Below are 12,868 nucleotides of genomic sequence, written 5' to 3' on the forward strand. Positions count from 1 at the left end.
CGTTCCTCCTCCGTGCGCCCTCGTTGGCGCACCTGGTACCTCTCTCAGATCGCGGGCGCGGGTAGGTCCGCGCCCGTCAGGATGGCCGCGCACTCCCGCTGCAGCGCGACGTCGGCCCACATGGGGTGCTGCGGTGCGGCATTGGAGCACACGACGGCGCCCCACGCGCCCAGCCGGCGCGCCTCCCGCATCGCCTGGCGGCACAGCTCCGCCCCGACCGGCCCCTCCTCGAACCGGCCGTGCAGCGGGGTGTAGCCCACGTACCCCTCGCCGAGGATCAGCGGGATGCCGCGGCTCGCCGCGACGTCCGCCGCGGCCTCCAGCCACAGGGTGAGCTTCTGGTACATGGCCGCGCGGTGCGCGCCCCAGTGGTCGTAGAGCCAGCGGTCCCAGGCGTCCGGGTCGCACCAGTCGTGCACGTACACCTCGGGGACGGACATGATCGTGGCCCGCATGCGCCACTCCTGACCCGACGGCACGGTCCACGCGGCGATGCCGGGGGCGTCGGGGCGCAGCAGCTCGCGCGCCCTCTCATCGTCGAAGGCCTCGACGGGGCCGCGCAGGGCGAACGTGTCGATCAGCTCCTGCAGCACCCCGTACACGTACGGGTGGACCACCAGGGCGTCGAGGTCGGCGGGCATGGCGCTGAGCGCCCCCACGGGCACGCCGCCGTAGTTCACGGTGACCGGCCGGTCCGCGTGCCGCTCGCGGAACCGCGCGATGCCGCGGTCCAGCCGCGGCGTGAGTGCGCGGACGGCGTCCGGCCCGCGGCCCACGCCCAGCCCGTCGGCGAGGTAGCCGATCTGCACCTCGTTGTGCAGCTCGGTCAGCAGCAGCCGGTGGCCCAGGCCCTCCGCCTCCAGCAGGTCCACCAGGTCCGCGTGCGCGTCGGCGAGCACGACGGCGCGCTCCTCCGGATCGACCGCGTGCAGCGCCTCGTACCACTGTGGCGTGGCCGCGAACGACGGCGACTGCTGGTACTCCCACGACGACGCGATGACGCCGACGTCGTGCCGGTCGGCCGCGCGGAACAGCTCCAGCAGGTGGGCGCGGGCGTCGATGACCGTCTCGTGCCGCACGTCGTACCAGCGGGTGCGCTGGCCGTAGTCGCCGCCCAGCGGGCCGAGGCCCAGCTCCGAGGTGTCCAGCCCGGACCGGAACAGCAGGAACGGCATGGCGCAGATACGGATGGTGTCGTAGCCGCGCTCGCGGGCCTGCGCGAAGGCGCGGTCCAGGTCCTCGAACGGTTCGCCGGGGCCGGTGCGCGTGTACCAGGTGAAGTCCCACAGGGTCACCACGCGCGGGCGGTCCGGGACGGCGAGCAGGCTGGTCATGCGGAGACCTCCTTGGGGTCGACAGCGGTGTCGGGTCCGTGCGGCAGCTTTGCGCCGCGCCGGGCTATGGCGTGGCGCAGGTCGGCCGCGTGCCGGGACGCCGCGAGCGCCGGACGTCGGAGCAGCTCCTCGGCCGCCGCTGTGTCGTCGGCCAGCAGCGCGAGCTGCGCGTCCAGGACGAGCACGCGCCGGTCGCGCACGCGCAGCGGGTCCTCCTCGAACAGGAGGAGGTCGGGCAGGGACGTCGCGAAGTAGTCCACGCGCGGGACCTCGGCGGCGTACCGGTCGCGGAACGCGCGCAGCGACGCCGTCAGCTCGGCCGCCGCCGCATGCTGGCCGGTGCGGCGCAGGGCGAGGACCGTCCAGAACGTCTGCTCGCTGTGCTCCTGCGTGCTCATCTCGACGAAGTCGCCCCGCTGGGCGGCGGCGGTGTGCCAGGCGGCGACGGCGTCGTCGTCTCCGGCGGTCGCGAGCACATCCCCGAGCAGCAGATGTAGATGCGCCGTGCTGGCCAGCGGATGGCGGGCCTCACCCAGGCTGCGCGGCGGCGCGAGGGCCGCCCGCAGGTGCGCGACGGCGTCCTGCGCCCGCCCCTCCGCGAGTGCGTCCAGCGCCCGGTGGGTGTGCGCGCGGTCCCAGGCCAGCAGCGCCTGGCCCTCGCCGCCCTCCCACGGGTGGAGCCGACGGCCCTCGAGAATGGCCAGGGCCTGGTCCGCGCGGTCCTGCGTGATCATCAGGTGCAGCGCCTCGACCGCGAGATCGTCGCGGTCCAGGGCCGACGTGGCACCGGACCCACTTGACCATGCACTTGCTGCCAGAACCGACCCCGTACTGGCAGAAAGTGCATGGTCATCGTTCGTGCTGCCTGCGGCCGGGTCCGCCAGGAGGGCAGCCAGCCGGTTCGCCGGAGGTTCGCCCGTGAGGGCCGCGAGCTGGTCTCGCTCGTAGAGCAGGCGGGCGTCGCCCGGGGCCGCGGCGCGGGCGCGGTCGTAGGCCTCGGCCGCCGCGGTCAGGTCGCGCTCGTGGTTGACGGCGCCCAGGCCGATGTTCCGCCAGGCGACGGCGTCGGCCGGGTCGAGCGCGACGGCGGCCCGCCACAGCGCGAGGGCGTCGGCCCGGCGTCCGGCGGCGTAGGTCCAGTGGCCCAGCAGCGACCGCGCGCGGGCGTCGGCCGGGTCGGTGTCGGCCGCCGCGCGCAGCACGGCGGCGTCCGCGAGGCGGCCGGGGAAGCACCACGTGGCGTCCAGGCCGCGGGCGCGGGCCCGCTCCGCGGCGGCGTCGGCGGTGCGGCCGGCGAGCCGCAGCACGTGCGCGCGGTGATAGGCCAGCAGCGGCCGGACGGCGGTCTGCGCGGCGGGCCGGTGGTCCTCGCGGGTCTCGGCCTCGTCCAGGCAGGCCAGCGCGGCGTCGTGCTCCCCCACTCCGGCGAGCTCGATCGCCACGTCGAGCACGGTCTGGGCGTCGTTGCTGGCGGGCAAACCGTCCAGGTGCCGCAGCCAGGCGTCGAGCGGGTCGAGGGCGCGGGCACCGGCCAGCACCGCGGCAGCGGCGTCGTCCTGCCCGAGGAGCCGGTGGCACACCACGCTCAGGGCCAGCGCCTGGAGGTGCTCCGGCTCGGTCCGACGCACGTCGGCGAGCCGGGCGAGGGCGCTCTCGGGCCGGCCGGCGCGCGCGTCGAGGCGCGCCATGCGGTAGCTGGCGGGGGCCCGCCAGGCCCGCGACCAGGCGGCCTGCGCGTAGGCGGTGTACGCGCCGGCGTCGTCGCCGAGGGCCTCGCGGACCAGGCCGAGCAGGTAGAGCGCGGTGGTGTCGCGCGGGCTGCGATGCAGCCGGGTCAGCCGGCCGACGGCGCGTTCGAGGTACTCGGCGGCCTGCTCGTGGCTGCCGGCGCTGTAGGCGCGCCGGCCGAGACCCAGCAGGCTGTCCACGTGCCCGGGATCCCGGCGCAGCGCCTCCTCCCAATAGGGCTCCGGCGAGCGGGTCGCGTGCCGGTACAGCTCCAGGTGGGCCGCGATCAGCGCCAGCTCCTCGACGCTGGCGACCTCCCCGGGCGCGGGCGGCTCCTCGGCGACCGCTGGCTCGCCTGCCGACCCACCGCCGACCGCCGTCGTCTCCCCCTTTCGAGACCGAGGTTCCTTCGCTTTGGACGGCTCCACAGCGAAGGAACCTCGGTCTCGAAGGCGATCGGCCCCGACCGACTCGTCCAACGTGACCAGGATCCGGCCCGCGTGGGCCACCATCACGGTGAGCGGGCCCGTTCCGGCGGGGACGTCGTGCGTCAGGATCGCCGGGCGCGTCGGGTCGACATCGACGACCTCGGTCGCCAGCACCGCACCGTCGGCCGACAGCGTCACCTCCACCCCGGTCAGCGGTCGCGGCACGGCGACGCCGACGCGCGCCGTCGTCGTCCCCGCGGCCTGCCCGTCGCCGCCGTCCGGCATGGCCCCTTCGCCCAACCGCTCCAGCCGGACGGCGGCGCCCAAGGTGGCCCGGTCCACCGGGCCGACGTCGCGGAACGGGTACCAGTACTGCGAGAACACCTTGGTCTCGCCCGGGGCGAGGTAGGCGAAGTCGGGCTGGTTGTCCGTGAACACGCCCGCCATCAGCTCGACGTAGTGCGAACCGTCGTCGGCCAGGTTGGCGTCCCACGCGTGGCCGAACGGGGCGTTGCCCCAGGTCCACTGCTTCTTGCCGGGCGAGATGGCGCGGTCGGCCACGTGCACGAACCCGAGCCGGGCGGCGTGGTCGTACCCGCCGAAGAACTCCTCGTCGCTGGCCAGGCACATGTACGACGTCGGCACCGGGATGTTGCGGTACCAGTCGAGCCGGTCGCCGGTGAGGGCCGCGCCGTCGGCCGCGGTGTGCGTGCGGCCGGCGAGCGCCGGGTAGTCGACGCCGTAGTAGGGGCGGTCCGCGCGCGGGAAGGCGGTGACCGCGCGCCGCGCGTGGTCGGCGACGAACGTGACATCGTGCGGGAAGAAGGACTGGTAGTCGTCGTCCACGCGGGCCGCCACGTTGGCCCACCACAGGAACGACTGCGGCAGCTCGCTGCGGTTGTACAGCCGCACCGTCAGCTCCAGGACGGCGCTGTCGGGGCGCAGCCGCACGCCGTGCATGCCCTTCATGCGGGTGAACGGGTCGTGGTCGGAGCACCAGACGACGACGGCGCCGTCCGGCTCCTCCTCGATCTCGACGTCGACCGGCAGGTAGGTGGCCGGACGGTGGTGCTGCGGCCAGTTGAGCTCGACGCCGCCGGCCACCCACGGCCCCGCCAGGCCCACCAGGGCCGGCTTGATCACCGGGTTGGTCCAGAAGAAGTCCCGGCCGCTCGCGCGCTCGCGGGCCACGTGGATGCGCCCGCCCAGCTCCGGCAGCACCACGATGCGCAGCCACTCGTTCTCCAGGTGCACCGCCCGCCATTGCCGCTCGTGGGGCTCGTCGGCGATCTGGTGGTGGAACGGGAGCGGGTACACCCGCCCGGACGACCCCTGGTACACCCGCCGGTCCAGGTAGGCGGGGAACCGGTCCGGGGGCAGGGGCTCGTACGTGGTCAGGGTGAGCGGCGCCGACCAGGCGGCCGCGGCCCGTCCGGCCAGGTCGTCGGGCCGGTCGGGGAGGTCGAGCACGGACTCCACATCGAGCATGAGGCCGACGCTACGAACCGCCGGGCCGCCCGGGGAAGCGACGTATCGATGCACTTGCCTGGACGATCCGACGATTCCCAGGAGCGCGGCGGCGGGGCTACCCTCCAGGAGTGCGCATCCGTGACGGCTTCCCCGGGCAGCGCCTGCGCGTGCTGCCGACGACCGTGGTCCGCGCGGCGGCGAAGGCCGGCCCCACCTCGCGCCTGCTGGTCACCGACGCGGGCTATTTCCCGCATGCCGCGAACCATGGCCGGGTGCGCGCGCGGGGCGCCGTCGGGACCATCGTGATCGTGTCCGTCGCCGGGCGCGGCTGGTGCCGCACGCCCGGCGGTCTGCACCGCATCGACGCTGCTCAGGCCCTCGTCATCCCCGCCGGCGTGCCGCACGAGTACTGGGCGGACGACGACGACCCATGGACGATCTGGTGGATGCACCCCCGGGGTCCGGACGCGGAGGAGTTCGAGCGCGACCTGGCCCGGCATGCGGGACCGGACGACGTCGCCGTGGTCGAGGTGCACGACCAGGTCCGCGTGGTCGCCGATCTCGAACGCGTGGTCGAGGCCCTTGAGACCGACGAGACCTACCCCAGCCTGCTGCGCTGCGCCGGTGCGGCCTGGTCGGTGCTCGCCCAGATCGGCGCCGACGCCGCCGCGGGCAGCCCCGTGCGCGGCGAGCCGGTCCGCGCGGCGCAGGAGTACCTGCGTACGCACCTGGACGCCGTGGTCGAGGTGGCGGCACTTGCCCGCCGGTTCGGCCTGAGCACGTCCCACTTCTCCGCGCGCTTCCGGGCGGCCACGGGCGGCGGTGTGGTCGAGTACGTCAAACGACTGCGGATGGCCAGGGCGTGCGAGCTGCTCATCACCACCGAGCTGCCGGTCGCGGACATCGCCCGCTCGGTGGGCTACCCGGACCCGTTCTACTTCTCCCGCCAGTTCCGCAGCGTGCACTCCTGCAGCCCGACAGCCTTCCGCCGCGGCCTCCCCGACCGCTAGGCGCGTGCCCGGGCCCGGGCGTGAGTGGTCGGCAAGATGTCAGGTGATCGGTAGTCCGGGGTGCCGATCATCTGACATTTTGCCGACCATCCGGACTGCTCTCCCCACCAGCCCGCCGCGTCGGATCGTCCAGGTGGATGCGTCGTCCTCTGCATTCCGCCGGGCCCAGGGCCCGGGGTTTGCTGGGCAGGTTCCCTCCCCTCGGCACGCGCCGAGCCGACGACGACGTCAGGAGACCCGGATGTTCACCGTACGTACCTGGGCGGCCAGAACGAGTGCCGCCCTGCTCACGACAGCCTTGGCCGTGACGGGCCTGGCACCGGGCGCCGTGGCCGGCCCTCCGCCGTCGAGTCCCAGCCCCACGCCCTACCTGGGCTGGAACACCTACTACGGCCTGGGCGGCGACTTCGACGCCGACGAGGTGCTGGACGTGGCCGACTTTCTGGTCTCGTCGGGCCTGGCCGACGCGGGCTACGACATCGTGTGGCTCGACGGCGGCTGGCAGGCCGACGTGCCGCGCGGCGCCGACGGCCGCCTGCAGGGCGACCCGGAGCGGTTCCCCGACGGCATGGCCGCGCTGGCCGACGCCATCCACGACCGTGGCCTGCGCGCCGGCATCTACACCGACGCGGGACCGTACATCCCCGGGTCGTGCGGCCTGGGCAGCGGCGGCCACTACCAGACCGACGCCGACACCTTCGCGCAGTGGGGCTACGACGCGGTCAAGGTCGACTTCCTGTGCGGCATCGCCGCCGACCTGGACCCGCAGGAGGCGTTCACGGTGTTCGCCGAGGCGCTGCGGAACAACAGCTCCGGCCGGCCCATGATCTTCAACCTCTGCAACCCGGTCACCTCGCCCGACTGGGGCGACTACCCCGAGGAGCAGCAGTCCACCTGGTCCTGGACGTACGCCCCGGGCATCGCGGAGTCCTGGCGCACCTACACCGATGTCGGCTTCGTGGGGCAGATCCAGTTCAAGGACGTGCTGCGCAACTTCGACGCCAACGCGCGGCACCCTGAGGTCGCGGGCCCCGGGCACTTCAGCGACCCGGACTACCTGGGCCCGGAGCTCGGCATGACCACGGAGGAGTTCCGCACCCAGATGACGCTCTGGACCATCGCGGCGGCGCCGCTCGTCATCGCGAGCGACCCCCGCACGCTGAGCCAGGAGTCCATGGACATCCTGCTGGACGACGACGTCCTGGCGATCGACCAGGACCGGCTCGGCATCCAGCGCACGCGCGTGGGTCCAGCCGGCACCACCGAGACGTGGGCCAAGCCCCTGGCGGACGGCTCGGTCGCCGTCGCGCTCCTGAACCGTGGCGACCGGCCCGCCGAGGTCTCCACCACCGCCCGCGACCTGGGCCTGCGCGGCCGGTCGTTCGCCGTCCTGGACGCGTGGACCGACCGCCGCACGCAGTCCGCCGGCATCATCCGCGCCGCCGTCCCGGCGCACGGCGCCGCGCTGCTGCGCGTCACACCCAGCCGGGCCGACGGCGTCCCGCGCCTGGTGGCCGCCCCGCCGACGTTCACGGCGGTCGGGGCCGACGGCGTCACACCCACCACGGACCTCCTGGCCGCAGCGGGCGACCGGCTGGCGACCGAGGTGACGCTGCACAACGACGGCAGCACCGCCGTGCGCCGCCCGTCCGTCGCGCTGACCGTGCCCGACGGTTGGGCCGTCAGCCCGGCCGGCGCCGCCCCGAGGCTGGTCCGGCCCGGCAGCTCCGCGACCGTCGCCTTCACCGTGGACGTGCCGCCGGGCACCGGCACGGGCTCGTACGACGTCGCCGCGTCCGTCTCGTCCGGGGGTGCCCCGGCGGTCGCGACGCCGCCGTCGCGTGTGACGATCGCGCCCGCCGCACCCGGCGGCGCCGGCGTCGTGCTGTCCCGCCACCCGTGGGTGAGCGCGACCAGCGGCTGGATGGAGCCGACCGTCGACGAGAGCGTGGGCGGCGGCAACCCGCTCACGGTCGCCGGCACGGTGCACCCGACCGGCATCGGCGTCGCCAGCCCGTCCGAGGTCCGGTACTACCTTGGCGCGGCCTGCACCCGCCTCACGGGCGGCGTCGGCATCGACGACGTCGTGGGCACCGTCGGCCCGGAGGGCGGCACGGCGACCTTCGACGTCGTGGGCGACGGCGAGACGCTCTGGTCCAGCGGCACCGTCGAGCGCGGCACCGAGGTGCCCTTCGACGTCGACGTCACGGGCGTCCGCGACCTCTCCCTGCGCGTGGGCGACGCGGGCGACGGCGGCTACAACGACCGCGCCGACTGGCTGTCCCTGACCCTGAACTGCGCCTGACCGACCGAACGCAGGGATGGTCGCTGTATGGGGCGTCCATGGAGCGACCATCCCTGCGTTCGGCGGCCCGAGATCAGGAAGTCACCAGGTCGGCGGTCTGGTCGAGCGGGGCGGCGGGGATCGTCGCGGCCGCGGGGACCGGGGCGTCGTCGAGCAGCTCGACCAGGTGCGGGGCCGGCGAGTCCGCGCGCTCCCAGGAGCAGGTGACCACCGAGACCACCCAGTCCGGGGCGCCGTCGGGCGACACCGGGACCGGCACCAGCCGTGCCGCCTGCGGCTTGGCCGCGACGTGCCGCGGCACCATGGCGACGCCGAGGCCCCTGTCGACGAGGTCGAGCAGGTTGTGCACGTCGTTCACCGTGAACCGGACCCGGCGCCGCACACCGCGCACGCCGAACGCGTCGTCGTTGATGCGGCGCACGCCCCACGACGTGTGGAAGTCGATGAAGCTCTCGTCGGCCAGCTCGGACCGGTCCACCGACGGACGCGAGGCGAGCGGGTGCTCCGGCGGGCAGAGCAGCACCACCGGCTCCCGGCCCAGCTCGGTGCGCGGCAGCGCGCCCACGTGGTCGCTCGCGGCGACGAAGGCGACGTCCAGGTCGCCGTCGCGCACGCCCGCGACCAGCTCGTGCGAGCCCGCCTGCGTGAACACGATCTCGACCTGCGGGTAGCGCCGGTGGAAGCGTTCCAGCAGCGTGGCGACGTCGACCAGGCCGAGGCACTGCTCCGCGCCGATCCGGAGCGTGCCCGACAGCTCGCGCGAGACCTGCACCACCGCATCGCGCGCCGCCGTCGCCTGGCTCACCATGGAACGGGCGAAGGGCAGCAGCGCCAGACCCGCCTCGGTGGGCTCGACCTTGCGGGTGGTCCGGGTGAACAGCTTGGTGCCCAGCTCGTCCTCGAGGTTGCGGATGGCGGCGGACAGGCCGGACTGCGAGACACCCGTGAGCTCGGCGGCCCGGGTGAACTGCCGCTCGTCGGCCAGCGCGACCAGGTATTCCATCTGGCGCAGTTCCATTGATGATTGCCGTTTCTAGGAATGATGATGAGGAGTTGTTGGACTTCTAGGTTATCGCTTCCTAGTCTCGGGTCGAACCTGACGCGACACGAGGAGAAACCATGCAGCAGCGCACTCTCGGTGGCCGTACCGTCTCCGCCATCGGCCTCGGCGAGATGCCGATGTCGATCGAGGGGCGGCCCGACGTCGAGCGCTCCGTCGCCACGATCCACGCCGCCCTCGACCTCGGCGTGACCCTGATCGACACGGCCGACGCCTACCACGTGCACGCGGACGAGGTGGGCCACGGCGAGGAGCTCGTCGCGAGCGCCCTGCGCTCCTACGGCGGCGACACCTCCGACGTCGTCGTGGCGACCAAGGGCGGCCACCTGCGCCCCGGCGACGGGTCGTGGACCAAGGACGGCCGGCCCGAGTACCTCAAGGAGGCCGCGAAGGCCTCGGCCAAGCGGCTCGGGGTCGAGGCCATCGGCCTCTACCAGTTCCACCGTCCCGACCCGACCGTGCCCTACGGCGACTCGGTGGGCGCGATCCGCGACCTGCTCGACGAGGGCGTCATCGAGATGGCCGGCATCTCGAACGCCGACCCGGACCAGATCCGCGAGGCGAACGACATCCTCGGCGGCCGCCTCGTGTCCGTGCAGAACCAGTTCTCGCCGCGCTTCCGCTCGTCGCTGCCCGAGCTGGAGCTGTGCGCGGAGCTGGGTATCGCGTTCCTGCCCTGGAGCCCGCTCGGCGGTATCTCGCTGGCCCGCTCGGGCCAGCTCGGCGCCGCGTTCTCGGCCTTCCAGGAGGTCGCCGACGCGCACGGGGTCTCCCCGTTCCGCGTGACGCTCGCCTGGGAGCTGGCGCTCGCGCCCGTCGTCCTGCCGATCCCCGGGGCGTCGCGGCCCGAGAGCATCCGCGACTCCGCGCAGGCGCCCGACCTGGCGCTCACCGCCGACGAGGTCGCCCGCCTCAGCGCGGCTGTCGCCTGAGCCACCCGACCACCTCACCCACCACAGGAGAACGCCAGTGAAGACCTTCACCCTGCCAGGGACCGAGCTCACCGTGCCGAACGTCGTCCTCGGCCTCATGCGGATCCAGGACAAGACCGACGAGGAGGTGCGCACCCTGGTCAAGACCGCCCGGGATGCGGGCATCTCGTTCTTCGACCACGCCGACGTGTACGGCTCCGGGCCGCACGGGTGCGAGAAGCGGTTCGCCGAGGCGATGCAGCTCACCTCGTCCGAGCGCGAGCAGATCGTGCTCCAGACCAAGGCGGGCATCGTGCGCGAGGGGCCGTACTTCGACTACTCGTACGAGCACCTCGTCGAGTCGGTGGACGGCTCGCTGGCCGCGCTCGGCACCGACTACATCGACATCCTGCTGCTGCACCGCCCGGACGCCCTCGTGGAGCCCGACGAGGTGGCCCGCGCCTTCGACGACCTGTCGGCAGCGGGCAAGGTGCGCGCGTTCGGCGTCTCGAACCACACGCCGGGCCAGATCGAGCTCCTGCGCAAGTCCGTGCGGCAGCCGCTGGTGGCCAACCAGCTCCAGCTCTCGGTCACCCACGCCCCGCTGGTGGCGCAGGGCGTCGCCGCGAACATGCAAGGGCTGGACCAGTCGATCAGCCGCGACTTCGGCACGCTCGACTACTGCCGCCTGAACGACATCACCGTGCAGGCCTGGTCGCCGTTCCAGGCCGGGTTCTTCACCGGCGTGTTCCTCGGCTCGCCCGACTACCCCGAGCTGAACGCCGTGATCGACCGGCTCGCCGAGAAGTACTCCGTTCCCGCCATCGCGATCGCCACCGCCTGGATCACGCGCCACCCCGCGCAGATGCAGGTGGTGCTGGGCACCACCAACCCGGAGCGGGTCGCGGGCGCGGCGCTCGGCTCCGACGTGCCGCTCACGCGTGCGGAGTGGTACGAGATGTTCCGGACGGCGGGTTACACGGTGCCATGACGGGCGGCCTGTCGGGCCGCCGGGAGAAACCGCCTCGCGGGGGTGTGTTGCGCTGAGTAGACAGCGTCTACCTGGTGCAACACACCCCCGCGGGGGAACTTCCTCCCTGGGGCGAAGCCAAATCCTCAGGGCCGGACGTTGTGGTTCGAAGCGAACAGGTTGCCCGGGTCGTACGCGCGCTTCACCTCGCGCAGCCGGGCCAGCGTCGCCTCGGGGTAGGCGTTGCGGACGTCCTGCTCCGTGGCGGTGCCCATGAAGTTCACGTACCCGCGGCCGTTCACGCCCAGCGCGGCCGCCGACGACGCCACCCACTCACGCGTCGCGGGCAGCGCCTCGACCGCCGGCGCGCTCCCGCCGACCGTCACCATGAAGGCCGGGTCGCGGTGCGCGAAGGCCGTCGCCGCCGGGTCGACCCGGCCGATCGCACCGCCCATCGGCCGGATGTTCACCGCGGCGGGCCCGCGTGCCCCCGACACCGTCTCGATAGCGGCGGCGGCCCAGTCCTCGTCGGGCGACCACGTGCCCTGGCCGAGGAACCCGGTGCGCGCGTCGCCGATCCCGCCGGGCGGCGGGCCGCCCGCACCCTCGAACATCGCCGCGTAGGGCAGCTCGCGGACGCCGTCGAGCACCGGGCCGAGCGCGCGCAGCGGCGCCAGCGCCTCGTCCGCGGCGGCGGCCGTGCCCGAGTGGACCAGCAGCGCCATGATGACCGGCTTGCCGTGCAGCTCGGCCGGGACCATCGGGGCGGGCGGGGCGATCATCACGTTCACCATGCCCGCGAACTCCTCAGGGCCCTCGGCGAAGGCCCGCAGGATGGTGGCGAGCCGGGCCGGCGTCGGCTCCCACATCATCATGCCGCCGGCGACCGTGCCCACCTCGCGCAGGCGCAGGTCGAGGCGGGTCACGACGCCGAAGTTGCCGCCGCCACCCCGCAGCGCCCAGTAGAGGTCGGGGTTCTCGTCGGCGCCGGCCTCCACGACCCGGCCGTCGGCGAGGACCACCTGGGCGCCCAGCAGGTTGTCGAGGGTGAGGCCGTCGCGCCGGCTGAGGTAGCCGATCCCCCCGCCGAGCGTGATGCCGCCGACGCCGACGGTCGCCGTGTCGCCGAACCCGGTCGCGAGCCCCTTGGCGCCGGCCGCCGCCGTGTACACCCCGGCGAGCACACCGCCCTGCGCGTGTCCGACGCCGGCGGCCGCGTCGATCTCCACGCCGTCCATGAGGCGCAGGTCGAGCACCAGGCCGCCGTCGACCAGGCCGTGCCGGGCCTGGTGGTGGCCGCCGCCGCGGACCGCGAGCGGCAGCCCGGCGTCGCGTGCGACGGCGAGCGCCGCCGCTACCTCGTCGGTGGTGCGGACCCGCACGATCGCAGCGGGAGTGCGGGGCGGACCGCCCACGAAGACGGTGGCCGTCTCGGCGAACCCGGCGGACGCCGGGGTGAGCAGCCGGTCGCCGAGCGCGGCCGCGAGCGGGGCGAGGACGCCGTCGAGCGCCTCGGGCGAGAGCTGGGTGGTGCCGGTGGTGCTGTCGTGCGTGGACATCTCAGAGCCTCCGGGGTTCGGGAACTTCCGGGCGCAACGTTAGACATCTAAGGATTAGCCGTCAACGCATTTCGGCCTGGAGCGAACTACGCT

General features: G+C 73.9%; 8 protein-coding genes. 4 read left to right on the top strand and 4 right to left on the bottom strand.

Annotated elements, in window-relative coordinates:
- Positions 1 to 44: 44 nt before the first annotated feature.
- Both AC0QU1_RS19175 and AC0QU1_RS19180 read right to left on the bottom strand, forming a co-directional pair.
- Positions 45 to 1,334, bottom strand: coding sequence for a cellulase-like family protein (locus tag AC0QU1_RS19175; protein ID WP_483571589.1), 1,290 nt, complete (start codon positions 1,332 to 1,334; stop codon positions 45 to 47).
- On the bottom strand, positions 1,331 to 4,978 hold the full coding sequence (locus tag AC0QU1_RS19180) for a DUF5107 domain-containing protein (protein WP_483571590.1): 3,648 nt from the start codon (positions 4,976 to 4,978) through the stop codon (positions 1,331 to 1,333). The genes AC0QU1_RS19175 and AC0QU1_RS19180 overlap by 4 nt, the downstream gene beginning before the upstream one ends.
- Positions 4,979 to 5,088: 110 nt before the next feature.
- On the opposite strand from AC0QU1_RS19180, the gene AC0QU1_RS19185 reads away from it, so the two are divergent.
- Both AC0QU1_RS19185 and AC0QU1_RS19190 read left to right on the top strand, forming a co-directional pair.
- Positions 5,089 to 5,970, top strand: a complete 882-nt coding sequence (locus tag AC0QU1_RS19185; protein ID WP_483571591.1) for a helix-turn-helix domain-containing protein — start codon at positions 5,089 to 5,091, stop codon at positions 5,968 to 5,970.
- A 241-nt stretch (positions 5,971 to 6,211) separates the two neighbouring features.
- Positions 6,212 to 8,275, top strand: a complete 2,064-nt coding sequence (locus AC0QU1_RS19190) for an NPCBM/NEW2 domain-containing protein (protein ID WP_483571593.1) — start codon at positions 6,212 to 6,214, stop codon at positions 8,273 to 8,275.
- Between the two features lie 73 nt (positions 8,276 to 8,348).
- On the opposite strand, the gene AC0QU1_RS19195 is transcribed toward AC0QU1_RS19190, so the two are convergent.
- Entirely contained in the window at positions 8,349 to 9,278 is a 930-nt protein-coding gene (locus AC0QU1_RS19195) for a LysR family transcriptional regulator (protein WP_483571595.1), read from the bottom strand.
- A gap of 116 nt (positions 9,279 to 9,394) precedes the next feature.
- Here AC0QU1_RS19195 and AC0QU1_RS19200 point away from each other — a divergent pair, with 116 nt between their 5' ends.
- Both AC0QU1_RS19200 and AC0QU1_RS19205 read left to right on the top strand, forming a co-directional pair.
- Positions 9,395 to 10,267, top strand: a complete 873-nt coding sequence (locus tag AC0QU1_RS19200) for an aldo/keto reductase (protein ID WP_483571597.1) — start codon at positions 9,395 to 9,397, stop codon at positions 10,265 to 10,267.
- A gap of 37 nt (positions 10,268 to 10,304) precedes the next feature.
- A complete protein-coding gene (locus AC0QU1_RS19205) occupies positions 10,305 to 11,237 on the top strand; it encodes an aldo/keto reductase (RefSeq protein ID WP_483571598.1) in 933 nt (310 codons plus the stop codon).
- Between the two features lie 125 nt (positions 11,238 to 11,362).
- Here the strand turns inward: AC0QU1_RS19205 and AC0QU1_RS19210 are convergent, their stop codons facing one another.
- Positions 11,363 to 12,775 (bottom strand): FAD-binding oxidoreductase, encoded by a 1,413-nt coding sequence (locus AC0QU1_RS19210; protein WP_483571600.1) that lies wholly within the window; start codon positions 12,773 to 12,775, stop codon positions 11,363 to 11,365.
- Between the last annotated feature and the right edge of the window lie 93 nt (positions 12,776 to 12,868).

This window comes from Promicromonospora noduliphila (genome assembly GCF_056951025.1).